Here is a 17,080-nt window from a genome sequence, read left to right as displayed (position 1 = left end):
GCGTACGGGCGGGGGGCGTCATGACTTGCCGAACTCCGTCTGGATGATGTCGAGGAGGTCGTCGACGGACGCGGACTCCAGGTCGCTGTCCGCTTCGCCGCCGGCGGCGCCGTCCGGGCCGCCGCCCGCCGCGTGGCCGTTCTCCGCCCCGTACGGCGCGGATCCGTCGAGCCGCTGGAGCATCGTCCGCAGCCGCTCCCCGGCCTGGCGCCGTACCTCCTCGTCCGCCAGCGCCGCGCCGCTCAGCGCACCGTCGAGCCGCGCCAGGTCGGCGAGGACCGACTGTCCGGCGGCGTCGGGGCCGCCGAGTTCGTCGCGCAGGCAGGCGGCGAGGGCGTCCGGCGTCGGGTAGTCGAAGACGACGGTCGTCGGCAGCCGCAGCCCCGTCCTGGAGTTGACGCGGTTGCGCAGCTCGACGGCGGTGAGCGAGTCGAAGCCCAGATCGTTGAAGGGCTTCCCGGGCCGTACGCCGTCGGCCGACGCGTGCCCGAGCACGCCCGCGACCTCCGTACGCACCAGGTCCAGCAGCTCGCGCTGCTGCTCCTCGCGGGTACGGCCCGCCAGCAGCGACCGCAGCCGCGCGGCGGCGTCGGTGCCCGCGGCCTCCGGCTCGGCCTCCTCCCGCACGTCCAGCACCGCGCGCGCCTCCGGGAGCTCGCCCAGCAGCGGGCTGGGCCGCCGGGACGTGAACGCCAGGGTGAACGCCGACCAGTCGATGTCGGCGATCGTCGTCGGCGCCTCGTCCGCCCGTACGGCCTCGGCCAGGGCCGCCACCGCGGCGCCGGGGTCGAGGCCGCGGATGCCGCGGCGCAGGAGCCGCCGGGAGTTCTCCCCGTCGCCGGCCATGCCCTCGCCGCTCCACGCACCCCAGGCCACCGCGGTGGCCGGGAGGCCGCGGGCGCGGCGGTGCTCGGCGAGCGCGTCGAGGTAGGCGTTGCCCGCGGCGTACGCGCCCTGCGCTCCGCTGCCCCACACGCCGGCGGTCGACGAGAAGAGCACGAAGGCACTGAGCCGGCTGCCGCCGTCCGCGTCCTGGGTCAGCTCGTGCAGGTGGCGGGCGGCGAGGGACTTGGGGCCGAGGACTTCGGCGAAGTGCTTGGCGTCCAGATCCGCGAGCCCGCGGTCCACGCTGACGCCGGCCGCGTGCAGCACGGCGGTGAGCGGGGTCTCCTCGGGTACGCCGGCCAGCAGCGCGGCGAGGGCCGCCCGGTCGGTGACGTCGCAGGCGGCGATCGTCACCTCGGCGCCGAGTCCGGTGAGTTCGGTGCGCAGCTCGCCGGCGCCGGGGGCGGCGGGGCCGCGGCGGCTGACGAGGAGCAGGTGCTCCGCGCCGTTCGCCGCCAGCCAGCGGGCGGCGTGGGCGCCGAGCCCGCCGGTGCCGCCGGTGACGAGGACGGTGCCGCGGGGCGGCCACTGGGCGTCCGCCTTGCGGGCGGGCGTCGTACGCCTCAGCCGCCGCGCCCGCGGCCCGTCGGCCCGTAGCGCGATCTGGTCTTCCGCGGGCGCGCCGGAACCGTCCGGCGCGCCGCCGAGCAGCGCGGCCAGCTCGGCGCGCCCGTGCGCGTCGAGGCCGGCGGGCGTGCCCGGAAGGTCGATCAACCCGCCCCAGCGCGCGGGCTCTTCGAGCGCCGCGGCCCGGCCGAAGCCCCACACCAGGGCGGCCTCCGGGTTCCCGAGCGGGTCGCCGTCGCCCACCGACACGGCTTGGCTGGTGGCGGCCCAGAGGGGGGCGGTCACGCCTGCGTCGCCGAGCACCTGGCTGAGGAGGACGGTCGCGGTCAGCTCCTCCGGTACGCCGTCGGCGGCCGGGTCCGCGGCCCCGGCGGCGGTGCCAGAGCCGCCTGCGCTGTCGGCGCGTACGGCCAGCAGCGACAGGATCCCGCGCGGCCGCCCGGTCTCCTCGATCCGGCGGGCGAGCCGCTCGGCGAGCGCCGCGCGCTCCGTGCCCGCGGCGATCTCGACGGTGGCGACCTTCGCCCCGGCATCCCCGAGCGCCGCGGCGCAGAACTCCGGCCATCCCCCGGCCCGTCCGTCGGCGGGCACCGCGAGCAGCCAGGTGCCGTCCAGGACGGCACCCCCGCCCCGGGGCAGGCGCGCCCAGGACGTCCGGTAGTGCAGGCCGGAATCCGCTTGGGCCGCGGCGGCCGGCTCCACCGGGTCGATCCAGTAACGGCGGCGCTGGAAGGCGTACGTGGGCAGCTCGACCGTGCGCCCGCGCGGCAGCACGTCCGTCCACCGCGGGCCCGCACCGACCGCGTGCAGCTCGCCCATGGCGTGCAGGAGCGCGGTGGGCTCGTCGGACGGGGGCGCCGGCGCATCGCCGTCCCCGGCCTTGCGGGCCGGGCGCAGCGACGGGATCGCCGCGGCATCGCCGTCCTCCGGCAGGACCGCCCGGGCGAGCGCGGTCAGGGTGGCGCCGGGGCCGATTTCCAGGAACGTCGTGGCGCCCTCACCGACGAGGTGGGCGAGGCCCTGGTGGAAGCGGACGGGGCGGCGGATGTGCTCGGCCCAGTACGCGGCGTCGGTCAGCTCGTCGGCCGTGGCCGCCGCTCCGGTGAGGTTCGACACCACCGGGAGGTCGGGCGCACGGTAGGTGAGCCCGCCCGCGATGCTCGTGAACTCGGCCAGCACGGGATCCATCTGCGCGGAGTGGAAGGCGTGGCTCACCTTCAGCCCGCGGGTGCGGATCCCGGCCGCGCCCAGCTCCCCGGCGAGCGCGGCCAGCGCGTCGGAAGGACCGGCGAGCACCGTCGCGGCGGGGGAGTTGTAGGCGGCGATCTCCGCCCGCCGGTGCCGCTCCAGGTGCTCGGCAAGCGCCTCGGGACCGGCCTGCACGGCGAGCATGCCGCCGGTGCCGTGGGGGAGTTCGTTCATCAGCCGCGCGCGGGCCGTGACGAGCCGGGCCGCGTCGGTGAGGGACAGCACGCCCGCGACGTGCGCGGCGGTCACCTCGCCGATGGAGTGGCCGATGAGATGGTCCGGCTGCACGCCCCACGCCCGGAGCTGCCGGGTGAGCGCCGTGTGCAGGGCGAAGAGGCCGGTCTGGGTGTAGAGGGTCTGGTCGAGCAGCGAGGACCCGTCGTCGGTCGCGTCCGCGAACATCACGTCCCGTACGGGGAGGTCGAGGTGGACGTCGAGCGCCGCGCAGACCTCGTCCAGCGCCTCGGCGAACACGGGAAGCGCCTCGTACAGCTCGCGCCCCATGCCGGGACGCTGGCTGCCCTGCCCCGAGTACATGAACACCAGCCCGCCGGGCCGCTGCTCGCCCCGGGTCCGGATCACGCCCGGCGCGCTCCGGTCCTGCGCCACCTCGCGCAGGCCGTCGAGGAGTTCCGTACGGTCGCGGCCGAGGACGGTGGCGCGGTACGGCAGGGCGGTGCGCCGCGAGGCCAGCGACCACGCCACGTCGGGCGCGCTCAGCTCCGGCCGCGCCTGGATGCGCTCGGCGAGCCGGGCGGCCTGGGCGCTCAGGCCCTCCGGGGTCGCGCCGGAGACCAGCCAGGGCAGCGCCGCGCCGGCCGGCTTCGGCGGCTCGGCCGGCGCCTCCTGCGCGACGGCCGGCGCCTCCTCCAGGATGACGTGCGCGTTGGTGCCGCTGATGCCGAACGCGGACACGCCTGCCCGCCGCGGCCGGTCGGCCCCCGCGCGCGGCCACTCCCGTTCCTCGGTGAGCAGCGAGACGACGCCTGCGTCCCATTCGACGTGCTGCGACGGCTCGTCGACGTGCAGCGTGCGCGGCAGCACGCCGTGCCGCATGGCCTGGATCATCTTGATGACCCCGGCGACGCCGGCCGCGGCCTGCGTGTGCCCCAGGTTGGACTTCACCGAGCCGAGCCACAGCGGCCGTTCGGCCGAGTGCTCACGCCCGTACGTGGCGAGCAGCGCCTGCGCCTCGATCGGGTCGCCGAGCGTCGTGCCGGTGCCGTGCGCCTCGACGGCGTCCACCTCGGCGGCGGTGAGCCGGGCGTTGGCCAGGGCCTGCCGGATGACGCGCTGCTGGGCGGGGCCGTTGGGGGCGGTGAGGCCGTTGGAGGCGCCGTCCTGGTTGATCGCGGAGCCGCGGAGGACTGCGAGCACCTGGTGCCCGTTGCGCTCGGCGTCCGACAGCCGCTCCAGCAGCAGCACGCCGGCGCCCTCGCCCCAGCCCGTGCCGTCGGCGGAGTCCGCGAAGGACTTGCAGCGGCCGTCGGGGGCGAGGCCGCGCTGGCGGGAGAACTCCACGAAGACCGCGGGCGTCGACATCATGGTCGCGCCGCCGGCCAGCGCCAGCGTGCACTCGCCGTTGCGGAGGGACTGCGCCGCGAGGTGGAGCGCGACCAGCGACGACGAGCAGGCCGTGTCGACGGTGAGCGCGGGCCCCTCGAAGCCGAAGGTGAACGCGATCCGCCCCGAAGCCACGCTCGGCGCGCTGCCGTTGCCGACGTACCCCTCGTACTCCGCCGGGGTGCGCAGCAGCAGCCGGCCGCCGTAGTCGCTGTACATGATCCCCGCGAACACGCCGGTCGCGGAGCCGCGCAGCTCGTCGGCGGGGATGCCGGCGCCCTCGACGGCCTCCCAGCACAGCTCCAGCAGCAGCCGCTGCTGCGGGTCCATCGAGGCCGCCTCGCGCGGCGAGATCCCGAAGAACTCGGCGTCGAACCGGTCGGCGTCGTGCAGGAAGGAGCCGGCGCGCGTGTACGTGGTGCCCGGGCGCTCCCCGCTCGGGTCGTAGATCGCGTCGATGTCCCAGCCGCGGTTCTCGGGGAACGTGCTGGTGCCCTCGGCGCCCCGGCTGAGGAGGTCCCACAGGCCGGCGGGGGAGTCCACGCCGCCCGGGTAGCGGCAGGACATGGCGACGACGGCGATCGGGTCGTCGTCGTCGGCGCGGGCGGCGGTCGCCGGTACGGCCGGGGCGGCGGCACCCTCGGACTCCAGCAGCTCCGCGCGCAGATGGTCGGCGAGCGCCTGGGGCGTGGGGTGGTCGAAGACCGCGGTGGCGGGCAGCCGGCGGCCGGTGGCGGCGCTGAGCTGGTTGCGCATCTCGACCGCGGTGAGCGAGTCGAAACCGAGGTCGCGGAAGGTCTGCCCCGGGCTCACCGACTCGCCCTCGGGCAGGCCGAGCGCGAGCACCGCGGTGCGGCGGACGAGCGCCAGCAGCGTGCGGTCCTGCTCGGCGCGGCCCAGCGCGGCGAGCCCGGCGAGCGGGTCGGCGGCCGGGGCCGCGGTGCTCGCGGTGCCCTCGGCGGCAGCGGCGGGCGCGGGTGCCTGCGCGCGGAGTATGGCGGGCAGCGTCCCCGCGCGGGACTGCGTACGCAGCGCGCGGCGGTCGAGGACCACGGGGGCGGCCAGCGCGACGGGGCTGCGCAGCGCCGTGTCCAGCAGCGCGAGCGCCCGGCTCGCGGACATGGCGCGTACGCCGGCGCGGGCGATGCGCGCACGGGCCGCGCGGTCCAGGCCCCCGCCCATGCCGCCCTGCTCCCACAGGCCCCAGGCGAGGCTGACGGCGGGCAGCCCGCGGGCACGGCGGTGCTGCGCGAGCGCGTCCAGGAAGCTGTTCGCGGCGGCGTAGTTGGCCTGTCCTGGGGTGCCGACCACCGACGCGAACGACGAGAACAGCACGAAGGCCACCCGCGGCAGGTCCGCGGTGAGCCGGTGCAGGTGCCAGGCGCCGTCCGTCTTCGGCCGCAGCACGGCGTCGAGCTGAGCGGGCGTCAGCTCGCCGACGGTCGCGTCGTCCAGCACGCCCGCCGCGTGCACCACGGCGGTCAGCGGGTGTTCCGACGGGATCCGGGCCAGCGCCTCGCGGAGGGCGTCCGCGTCGGCGACGTCGCAGGCGGCGAAGGCCACCTCGGCGCCCAGCCCGGTGAGTTCGGTGCGCAGCTCGCCGGCGCCGGGGGCGGCCTCGCCGCGGCGGCTGACGAGGAGCAGGCGGCGTACGCCGTGGGCCCTGACGAGGTGTGCGGCGACCTGCCCGCCGAGCGTGCCGCCCGCGCCCGTGACCAGAACGGTGCCCTCGGGGCCGAGGGCCGCGGGGCCTTCCGGCGCGATCCGGGTGAGGCGTGGCGCGAGGAGGGCGCCGCCGCGGATCGCGAGCTGCGGTTCGCCGGCCGCCAGCGCGACCCGTACCGCCTCCGCGACGGGAAGCGCCGACCGCTCCGCCGGGTCGTCGTCGACGAGCACGATCCGGTCCGGGTGCTCCGACTGCGCCGAGCGCAGCAGTCCCCACACCGGTGCGGACTCCAGCGCGGGTACGTCACCGGCCGCGTCCGCGCCGACCGCGCCGCGGGTGACCACGGCGAGCCGGCTGTCGGCGAAGCGGTCGTCGGACAGCCACCGCTGCACGGCGGTCAGCACCCGGGCGACGGTCGTACGCGCCCTCTCCGCCGTCGCGTCGTCGGCGCCGTCCGCGGCGGGGCACCGTACGACGACCACGCCCGCCCGCTCGGGAACGGTCCCCGCGGCGAACGCGTCGAGGTCCGTCTCCCACAGCTCCGCGCCGTCCGCGGTCTCAGGCGCCGCGTCGAGCCGCCGCCATTCGACCCCGTACAACGGGTCGGCGGACACCGCGCCGCGGCTGTCGGCCGGGACCGGCCGCAGCGCCACCTCGTCCACCCGCAGCACCGGCGTGCCGGCGGCGTCGGCGAGGTCCAGGGCGACGGTCTCCGGTCCTGTGGGCGTCACCCGGGCGCGCAGCGCCGCGGCCCCGGGCCGCGCCAGCAGCCGCACGCCGGACCAGGCGAACGGCAGCCGCAGCTCGGTGCCCGACTCGTCCAGGAGCGCGACCGTGTGCAGCGCGGCGTCGAGCAGCGCGGGGTGGATGCCGTACTCGTCGAGATCCGCGTGCTGCGCCTCGGGCAGCGCCAGGTCGGCGTAGAGGTGCTCGCCGTCGCGCCACACCGTGCGCAGCGAACGGAAGGCCGGGCCGAAGCGCATTCCGCGCTCGTGCAGCCGGTCGTAGAGGTCGTCCACGACCGCGGCGGGCTCACCCGGCGGCGGCCAGGCCGTGCCGTCCCAAACACCCGGAGCCGCCCCCGCGTCGGGCGCCACGACGCCCGTCGCGTGCAGTGTCCACGGGGAGTCCGCTGCGAGACCGGCGGCGTCCTCGGCGGTCTCGGCGGCGTCCGGCTCGGGGCGGGCGTACAGCGAGAGGGCCCTGCGGCCGTCGGCGTCCGGGGCGTCGACCGCCACCTGGAGCTGCAGCGCGCCCTCCGCCGGGAGCACCACCGGCCGGCGCAGCGTCAACTCCTCGACACGCGCGCAGCCCACGTGCCGAGCCGCGCACAGCGCGATCTCCACCGCGCCCGTGCCCGGCAGCACCACGGTGGTGCCCAGCACGTGATCCGCCAGCCAGCCGGGCGTCCGCGCGCTGATCCGGCCGGTGCACACGGCTCCCGGCCGCTCGGCGTCCGCAGTCTCCAGCACCGCGCCGAGCAGCGGGTGCCGGGTGACCCGTACGCCCGGCTGGTCGGCGGCCGGACGCGCCGGCCGCAGCCAGTACGGGCGCCGCTGGAAGGCGTACGTCGGCAGCTCGGCCGGCCGGCCCTCGCCGTGCAGCGGGCGCCAGTCCACCTCGGTGCCGTGCACGTGCAGCCGGGCGACCGCGGCGAACAGGGCGGGGACCTCGGGGTGGTCGCGGCGCAGCGCAGCGGTGACCACGGTCGGCTCGGCGCCCGGCTGTGCCGGGTCCGCCTCGTCGAGCACCGCCTGCGCGAGGGTGCTGAGGGTGGCGTCGGGGCCCAGTTCCAGGTACGTCGTGGTGCCCAGTCCCGCGAGGCCGGAGACGCCCTGGTGGAAGCGGACGGGCCGGCGGATGTGCTCGGCCCAGTAGGCGGGGTCGTGGTGCTGCCCGTCCGTCGCGGGCAGACCGGTGACGTTGGAGACGACCGGGATCTCCGCCTCGCCCGGGGCGTGCCGCTCGAAGAGGTCCGTGAGATGGCGCGCGAAGGAGTCGAGGACCGGCTCGGTGTGCGCGGTGTGGAAGGCGTGCGCCACCTTCAGCCGCCGGGCGCGGATCCCGGCGTCCGCCAGCTCCGGTGCCAGCGCGTCCAGCGCGTCGAGCGGCCCGGCCAGCGTGGTCGCGGCGGGGGAGTTGTACGCGGCGATCTCCACCCCCGCGTGCCGCTCCAGGTGCCCGGCCAGCGGCTCGGGCCCCGACCGTACGGCGAGCATGCCGGTGCCCCCGGGGAGCGAGTGCATCAGCTTCGCCCGGGTGGCGACCATGTCGGCGGCGACGCCGAGCGGGAAGACCCCGGCCACGTGCGCGGCCGACAACTCGCCCACGGAGTGGCCGATGAGGTGGTCGGGCCGCACGCCCCACGACCGGAGCAGCCGGGCCAGCGCGGTGTGCACGGCGAACAGCGCGGGCTGGGTGTAGAGCGTGTGCTCCAGCAGCTCCGCCCGCTCGGTGCCCGCGGCGGCGAACATCACCTCGCGTACGGGGACGTCGAGATGCGCGTCGAGCGCCGCGCACACCTCGTCCAGCGCCTCGGCGAAGACCGGGAACGCCTCGTACAGCTCGCGCCCCATACCGGGGCGCTGGCTGCCCTGCCCGGAGAACATCAGCGCCAGCCGCCCGCTCTGCTGCACACCGGTGACCAGCCCGGCGGCGGCGTCACCGCGGGCGAGGGCGTCGAGCCGGCCCAGCAACTCCCCGCGGTCGGTGCCGAGGAGCACCGCGCGGTGCCCGAGCGTGGCCCGGGAGATCGCCAGCGCGTGGCCCACCGCGTCGACGGAGAGCTCCGGACGGGCGCGGAGGTGGCCGGCCAGCCGGGCGGCCTGCGCGCGCAGCCCGTCCGCGGTCGCGGCGGAGACCAGCCACGGTCCCGCGGGACCGCCGGCGGGCGCTGCCGGCGCCGGCTCCTGCTCGTCCGCCGGGGCCTGCTCCAGGATCACGTGCGCGTTGGTGCCGCTGATCCCGAACGCCGACACCGCGGCCCTGCGGGTACGTTCCCCGCCGCGCCACGGCAGCGCCTCACCGAGCAGCGCGAGCGTCGCCGGGTCCCAGTCGACGTGCGGGCTGGGCGCGTCGGCGTGCAGCGTACGGGGCAACTCCCCGTGCTCCAGCGCCAGAACGAGCTTCATCAGCCCGGCCACGCCCGCGGCGGCCTGCGTGTGCCCGATGTTCGACTTGACCGAGCCGAGACGGAGCGGCGCCCCCGCGGCGGCCCGGCCGCGGCCGTAGACCTCCAGCAGCGCCTGCGCCTCGATCGGGTCGCCCAGCTCCGTGCCCGTGCCGTGCGCCTCGATCGCATCGACGTCGGCCGCGCCGAGCCCCGCGTCGGCGAGGGCCGCGCGGATCACCTTCTCCTGGGCCTGCCGGCTCGGCGCCGTCAGCCCATTGGAGGAGCCGTCGGAGTTGACGGCGCTGCCGCGGATCACGGCGAGCACGCGGTGGCCGTTGCGGCGGGCCGCGCTCAGCGGCTCCAGCAGCACCACGCCGCCACCCTCGGACATGCCCATGCCGTCGGCGCCGGCGCCGAACGCCTTGCAGCGCCCGTCGGCGGCCAGCACCCGCTGCCGGCTCATCTCGGTGAAGGGACCGACCGTGGAGAACACCGTCGCCCCGCCGGCCAGCGCCATCGTGCACTCACCGCGGCGCAGCGCCTGCACCGCGAGGTGCACCGCGGTCAGCGACGTGGAGCACGCGGTGTCCACGCTCACGGCCGGGCCTTCGAGACCGAGGGTGTACGCGAGCCGGCCGGAGAGCACGCTGAGCACCGTGCCGGTGAGCAGGTGCCCGCCCACCTGCGCCGCGGCGTCGCCGAGCAGCCCGCCGTACTCGGTCGGGTTACTGCCCACGAACACGCCCGTACGGGAGCCGCGCAGCGCGTGCGCGTCGATCCCGGCCCGCTCCACGCTCTCCCACGCCAGCTCCAGCAGCAGCCGCTGCTGCGGGTCCATGGCCAGCGCCTCGCGCGGCGAGATGCCGAAGAACGCCGCGTCGAAGCCGGCGATGTCGTCCAGGAAGCCGCCCTCGCGCACGTACGAGGTGCCGGGCCCGCCGAGGTCCGGGTCGAAGTGGTCGTCCAGGTGCCAGTCCCGGTTCGCGGGCATGGCGGAGATGGCGTCCCGGCCGTCCCGCAGCAGCTCCCACAGCCCCTCGGGGCTCTGTACGCCGCCGGGGAGGCGGCAGGCCATGCCGACGACCGCCACCGGCTCCCGTCGCTGCTCCTCCACCTCGCGCAGCCTGCGCGTGGTGCGGCGCAGGTCCACGGTGAGCCGCTTGAGGTAGTCGCGCAGCTTGTCTTCCTCGGCCATGGCCGGAACTGCTCCTCTCCGTGTGCCGCTCCGGCGCTGGTCAGCCGGTGGTCGATGCCGTCGGTCCCGGCTCCGCCGGGCCGAACTCGTCGTCGATGATCTTCAGTAGGTCGTCGGTGCTGGCGTCGTCGAGGTCCACGTCGTCGTCGCCCGGCCCGGCCGCCGCCGTGCCGCCTCCGGCCAGCGCGGCGGCGAGCGCCTGCAACCGGTCGCGTACGGCCGCGCGTTCCGCACCCTCGACGGGCGCCGCGTCCAGGGCCGCGGCCAGCCGGTCCAGCTCCTCGTGTACGGAGCCGGGCGCCGCCTGCTCGCCGGCCGCGCCCAACTGCCCGGTGAGGAACCGGGCGAGCGTCTGCGGGCTGGGGTGGTCGAAGACCAGCGTCACCGGCAGCGACAGGCCCGTGGCCGCACGGAGCCGGTTGCGCAGCGCCACCGCGGTCAGCGAGTCGAAGCCCAGCTCCTTGAACGTCCGCATCGGCGCGGGCCGGTCGGCCGGGCCGTGGCCCAGCACCGCGGCCACCTCGGCGGTCACCACGTCCAGCACCTCGCGCCCGCGCGCCGCCTCCGGCAGCCCGGCCAGCTTCCGCAGCCGCTCCCCGGCGTCGCCGCCGTCCGCCGCGCCGGTCCCGCCCGCCTCCGCGGAGCGCCGCAGCGCGCCCCGTACCGCGGGGATCTCGTCCAGCAGCGGCCGCGGCCGGGCCGAGGCGAAGACCGGGGCGAACGTCTCCCAGTCCACGTCGACCAGCGTCACCGGCCTCCCGCCGCCCGCGCCCGCCACCTCCCGGCCGAGGCCGGCGAGCGCCAGCTCCGGGTCGAGCAGCGGCAGGCCCTGCCGCTCCAACTGCGCCTCGTCCAGACCCTCCGGCAGCACCTCGCTGCGCCACGCGCCGAAGGCGACCGACGTCACCTTCCGGCCCCGGCCGCGCAGTTGCTGCGCGTACGCGTCGAGGAAGGCGTTCGCCGCCGCGTACGCGCCGTGCTCGCCGCTGCCCCAGACGGCGGCGATGGAGGAGAAGAACACCAGCTCCGCGGGGCCGTCCGGATCCATCGACTCGGCCAGGTGCACCGCGCCGAGCGCCTTGGCGGCCAGCACCTCCGCCACCCCGGCGGCGGTGGCGTCGGCAAGCGGTTCCAGCCGGGTGGAGGTCGCGGCGTGCACGACGGCGCGCACCGGCCCGCCCAGTTCCGCGGCCCGCCGCAGCAGGGCGCGTACGGAGTCGCGGTCGGTCAGGTCGCAGGACATCGCCGTGACCCCCACGCCCCGCCCGGCGAGTTCGGCGGCCAGCGCCTCGTGGCCGGGCGCGTCGGGGCCGCGGCGGCTGGCCAGCACGATGTGCTCCGCGCCGCCGTCGGCCAGCCAGCGCGCCAGGTGCGGTGCCAGCGAGCCCGAGCCGCCGGTGACGACGACCGTGCCGCCCGGCTGCCAGGCCGGGCTGTCCGCGGGCGCCGGCGCGGGCAGCAGCCGCCGTACGCGCGGGCCGCCGGGCCGGATCGCCACCTGGTCCTCGTCGCCCGCCCCGCCCGCGAGCACCGCGCACAGGCGCAGCCAGTCCTCGTCACCCGGCCGCTCCGGGAGGTCGACCAGGCCGCCCCACAACTGCGGCTGCTCCAGCGCCACCACCCGGCCGAGACCCCATGTCTCCGCCTGCTCCGGGTGCGCGAGCACGTCGTCGTCCAGGGCTTTCACCGCGGCGCACGTCAGCGACCAGACGGGCGCGGCGAGGCCCAGCCCCGCCAGCGCCTGCACGAGCCCCAGCAGCCCGCCGACGCCCGACGGAAGTGCCGCGTGCCCGGGGTGCGGGCGCTCGTCCAGGGGCAGCAGCGACAGCACGCCGTCGACCGCCTCGCCGGCCAGCGCGGCCGACAACCGCCGGGCGATGTCGGCACGTTCGTCGTCGGCCCGCTCGTCCAGCTCGACCACGGTCACCCTGGCGCCGCGGGCGGAGAGCGCGGCACCCGCCGCGTCGGCCCAGTCGGCGAGCCGCCCGGCGGCCCCCGTCCGGGTCACCAGCAGCCAGTGCCCGTCCGGCCCCGGCGTCCGCCGCTCCGCGGCCGGGCGCCATCCGATCTCGTAGCGCTGGCCGGCGAGCGCGGCGTCCGTACGGGTCCGGGAGCGCCAGCGGTGCAGCGCCGGCACCACCGCGCGCAGCGCGTCCTCGCCGACCTCTGGCAACTCCCGGCGCAGCGCCTCGGTGTCGGCCTGCTCGACCAGCGCCCAGAACGCCTCGTCGGACCCTCCCGCGCGGGCCTCCGCCGCCCGCGGAGCGCGGTCGTCGCGGTCGGCGAGCCAGTAGCGGCGGCGCTGGAACGGGTACGTGGGCAGCGGCACCGTACGGGCATCGGGGAAGAGCACCTGCCAGTCCGGCACCACACCGGCCGCGTACGCCTCCGCCAGCGCCTGCTTGAAGCGCGGCTCGCCGTCCTCGTCGCGGCGCAGCGTGCCCAGCGCCCGGCCCTCGGTCTCCGTCGCGTCGAGGACCTGCTCGATCGCGGGCACGAGCACCGGGTGCGGGCCCATCTCCAGGAACACGGTGTGCCCCGCGTCCGTCAGCCGCTCCACGGTCTGCGCGAAGAGCACGGGGGAGCGCAGGTTGCGGTACCAGTACGCGGCGTCCAGCGACTCGGTCGGCATCGGCTCGCCGGTGACGGTGGAGTAGAACGGCACCTCCCCGGCCCGCGGGGTGATGGCCGCCAGCTCGCGCAGCATCTCCTCGCGCACCGGCTCGACGAGCGGCGAGTGCGAGGCGTAGGCGATGGGCACGGTCCGCGTCCGCACGCCCCGCTCCTCGCAGTCGCGCATGAACGCCCGCACGTCTGCGTCGACGCCCGCGACGACCGTCGCCGACGGGCCGTTGACGGCCGCGACACCGACGTCGCCGCCGGTCTCCGCGAGCCGCTTCTCCACCTCCGCCACGGGCAGCGACACCGAGGCCATCGAGCCGTGCCCGGAGAGCGCGTGCACGACCCGGCTGCGTACGGCCACCAGACGGGCGCCGTCCTCCAGCGACAGCGCCCCCGCGGCCACGGCCGCCGCGAACTCGCCCTGCGAGTGGCCCACGACCGCCGCCGGCGTCACCCCGTGGTGGCGCCACAGCTCGGCGAGCGAGACCATCACCGCCCACATCAGCGGCTGCACGACGTCGTCCCGCTCCCACGCGGCGTCATCCGCGGGTGCGGTCAGCTTCTCGCGCAGCGCGTAGCCCGTGTACGGGGCGAGGGCGGCGGCGCAGCGCTCCATCGACGCGGCGAACACCGGCTCGGAGTCCCAGAGCCCCACGGCCATGCCCGGCCACTGCGCGCCCTGCCCGGAGAAGACGAACACCGGGCGCGCCGCGCCGGACACCGCGCTGCCGCGCACCACGCGCGGGGAGCCGCGGTCCGCGGCCAGCGCCGCCAGGCCCTCGGCCAGCTCCGCGGTATCGCCGCCCAGCACCACGGCCCGCTCGTCGAACGCGGCCCGCGTGGTCGCCAGCGACCAGCCCACGTCCCCGGCGGCGGGCGGCTGTTCGGTGCGTACCGCCTCGGCAAGCTCCGCGGCCCGCGCCCGCAGCGCCTCGCCCGTACGGGCCGACAGCGTCCACAGCGCCGTACGCGGCCCGCCCTCGCCGGTGCGCTCCGCGGGCTCCGCGGGCTCCGCGGGAGGCGGGCCTTCTTCCAGGATGACGTGCGCGTTGGTGCCGCTGATGCCGAACGCGGAGACCGCCGCCCGCCGCGGCCGGTCCGACTCGGGCCAGTCGACCTCCTGGGCCAGCAGCGCGACGCCGCCCCCGGCCCACTCGACGTGCCGGGACGGGGTCTCGGAGTGCAGCGTGCGCGGCAGCCGGCCGTGCCGCATGGCCTGCACCATCTTGATGATCCCGGCCACGCCCGCGGCGGTCTGGGTGTGCCCGATGTTGGACTTCACCGAGCCGAGCCACAGCGGCTGTTCCGCGCTGTGCTCCCGGCCGTACGTCGCCAGCAGCGCCTGGGCCTCGATGGGGTCGCCCAGCGACGTGCCCGTGCCGTGCGCCTCCACCGCGTCGACCTGCCGCGCGGTGAGCCGGGCGTCGGCGAGGGCCTGGGCGATGACCCGCTGCTGCGCCGGGCCGCTGGGCGCGGTGAGGCCGTTGGAGGCGCCGTCCTGGTTGACCGCGCTGCCGCGGATCACCGCGAGCACCGGGTGCCCGGCCGCCCGTGCGTCGGAGAGCCGCTCCAGCACGAGCATGCCCGCGCCCTCGCTCCAGCCGGTGCCGTCGGCGTCGTCCGAGAACGACTTGCACCGCCCGTCGGACGCCAGCCCGCGCTGCCGCGAGAACTCCACGAACATCCCCGGCGTCGACATCACCGTCGCGCCGCCCGCCAGCGCCATCGTGCACTCCCGCGCGCGCAGCGCGCGCGTGGCCAGGTGCACCGCCACCAGCGAGGACGAGCAGGCCGTGTCGACCGTCAGCGCCGGGCCCTCGAGACCGAGCGTGTACGCGATCCGCCCGGAGGCGACGCTCGGCGTCGTCCCCGTCAGCATGTAGCCCTCCGCGCCGGCGGTCGCCTCGTGCAGCCGCGGCCCGTAGTCCGCCGCCGAGGTGCCCGCGAACACGCCCGTGGCGGAGCCGCGCAGCCCGTCGGCCGCGACCCCCGCCCGCTCCAGCGCCTCCCAGGCCAGCTCCAGCAGCAGCCGCTGCTGCGGGTCCATCGCCGCGGCCTCCCGCGGCGACACCCCGAACAGAGCGGCGTCGAACTCCGGCAGGTCGTAGAGGAAGCCGCCGCGGCGCGCGTAGCTCGTGCCCGCCTTGTCCGGGTCCGCGTCGAAGACCGCCTCCAGGTCCCAGCCCCGGTCGGCGGGGAACTCGCCGATGGCATCCCCGCCCGCCGACACCAGCTCCCACAGCGCGTCCGGCGACACCGCACCGCCGGGGTAGCGGCACGCCATCCCGACGACCGCGATCGGCTCGTGGTCGCGCTCCTCCAGCGACTGGAGCCGCTGCCGGGTCTGGCGCAGATCGGCGGTGACCGCCTTCAGGTAGTCGCGGAGCTTTTCCTCGTTGCTGCTGGCCATCGAACGCCTTCGTGGAGACGGCGCCGGCGGCGCCTGCGGGCAGGGACCGCGCGGCGGGTACGTACCGGCGGAGCTACAGGGACGGGGGACGACGAACGCCCGCGGGTGCCGACCGGGCTGCGCCCTCCCGGGGCGCGGGGCCGCGGGAGGGCGTGACGGGCGGCTGCGGACCGATGGCGTGGCCGCTCGGCCGCCGCGCCCTTGGCCGGTCGCCGGCTACGGCTTCTGCGGCTTGCGGGCCGCGGACACCACGTAGTCCAGGGACTTCAGCTCGTCCTTCAGCAGGTCCTGGTCGCGGTGGGCGACGGCCACCATCTTGTAGAAGAGCTTGCTGGACCGGCGCTTGAACGTCGGGTCCTGGAGACGGCGCACGTGGTACTCGCGCCACGGCTCGTAGACCTCGTCGCGGATCGACCTGACCTCGACGCTCTCGAAGCCCGCGGACTCCAGGATCTCGCCGTACCGCTTCCGCGGGTACCAGTTGGTGTCGTCGATCATGACGCGGATCCACTTGATGGCGTGCGAGCGGATGTCGGCCTTCGGCTTGCCGCCCTCCATCGGGATGATGTCGGCGGTCACCAGCACGCCGCCCGGGCGCAGCACGCGGTGCGCCTCGGCGAAGAAGTCCGCGCGGGTGGCGAAGTGGAACGCCGACTCCAGGGCCACCACCTTGTCGACGCTGTTGTCAGGCAGCGGGATCGCGGTCGCGGAGCCCTCGCGGAAGTCGATCCGGTCCGTCAGCCCGCGCTCCTTGGCGCGGTCGGTGGCGATCCGGATGTGCGTCTTGGTGATGTTGATGCCGATGATCTTGCTGGGGCCGTACTTGTCGATCCAGTGGAAGTCCTGGTCGCCGTAGCCGAAGCCGACGTCGAGGATCGTGTCGTCGGGCTTGAACTCGGCCGTGTCGGCCACCTCGTCGGCGAGGGCCTGCGCCGCCTCGTCCAGCTTCGTGCACCCCGGCCAGTAGCCGAGGTTGTAGTAGTTGGTGTCCTCGACGACCAGCCGGTCCGGCGGGTACATCTCGTACAGCCGTGCGGTCTTCTTCTCGGGGTCGGAGATCATACGGACCAGGGCGAGGTTTCCCAGCATCCGCAAGTCTTCCCACAGTGACAGCTTCACAACGGCAATCCCTTTCTGCGATCGGTCGCCGACCGAGACGGCCGCGGAATCCACATCTGACGAAAGGCGAAACTAGGAGCGCCGTCTAAAGACCGCCTTGGTCCGAACTAGGCCGGGGCCAAGCGCTTTGGCGGGGCTTTGGCGGCGGCGTCGAACATGCTCTCCCCGGCACGGGCAGGCCCGCGCCGCCGTCGTGAAGGAGCACCACCGATGCTGGACGAGGACGCGCGCAAGCAAGTCGCCCTGGAGTACTGCCGGCGGATCAACGAGGGCGACGTCGACGGCGTCCTCGGCCTCTTCGCCGACCCGCTCCACGTCGAGGACCCGGTCGGCGACAAGACCTTCATCGAACGCGCCGCGTACCGCGCCCACATCGCCCGACTGGTGTCGTACGGCGTGCACGAGCTCCCCGGCGCGCCGGTCGCGGGACTGGACCGCGAGCACGTCGCCCTGCCCATCACCGCCGAGCTGCGCCCGGAGGGCGTGCCGCGGGGCAAGTTCGTCCGCATCTCGCTGATCGCGGTCATGCGCATCGGCGCCAACGGTCTCATCCGCCACATGCGGGTCATCAGCGGCCGCACGGACATGGCCGTCCACGACGCCGCCGAGGCCGCGGACGCCGCGCGGTTCGGTTGAGGCGCCGTCCCGGAGGGGGCGGCCGGGCTTCGGAGATTCTTAGGGACCCCTTTAGCC

General features: G+C 76.4%; 4 protein-coding genes. 1 reads left to right on the top strand and 3 read right to left on the bottom strand.

Annotated elements, in window-relative coordinates; translation table 11 throughout:
- Positions 1 to 18 precede the first annotated feature (18 nt).
- The 3 genes from DMB38_RS00520 to DMB38_RS00510 all read right to left on the bottom strand — a co-directional run bounded on the left by DMB38_RS00520 (position 19) and on the right by DMB38_RS00510 (position 16,330).
- A complete protein-coding gene (locus DMB38_RS00520) occupies positions 19 to 10,236 on the bottom strand; it encodes a type I polyketide synthase (RefSeq protein WP_125933463.1) in 10,218 nt (3,405 codons plus the stop codon).
- A gap of 40 nt (positions 10,237 to 10,276) precedes the next feature.
- A complete protein-coding gene (locus tag DMB38_RS00515; protein ID WP_125933462.1) occupies positions 10,277 to 15,268 on the bottom strand; it encodes a type I polyketide synthase in 4,992 nt (1,663 codons plus the stop codon).
- 216 nt (positions 15,269 to 15,484) lie between these two features.
- Positions 15,485 to 16,330 (bottom strand): class I SAM-dependent methyltransferase, encoded by an 846-nt coding sequence (locus DMB38_RS00510; protein ID WP_240661873.1) that lies wholly within the window; start codon positions 16,328 to 16,330, stop codon positions 15,485 to 15,487.
- A gap of 267 nt (positions 16,331 to 16,597) precedes the next feature.
- Between DMB38_RS00510 and DMB38_RS00505 the strand changes: the two genes are divergently transcribed.
- Positions 16,598 to 17,023 (top strand): nuclear transport factor 2 family protein, encoded by a 426-nt coding sequence (locus DMB38_RS00505; protein WP_047014287.1) that lies wholly within the window; start codon positions 16,598 to 16,600, stop codon positions 17,021 to 17,023.
- Positions 17,024 to 17,080 lie beyond the last annotated feature (57 nt).

It is taken from the genome of Streptomyces sp. WAC 06738 (genome assembly GCF_003945505.1).
Classification (GTDB): domain Bacteria; phylum Actinomycetota; class Actinomycetes; order Streptomycetales; family Streptomycetaceae; genus Streptomyces.
This window is presented reverse-complemented; position numbering and strand designations above follow the sequence as displayed.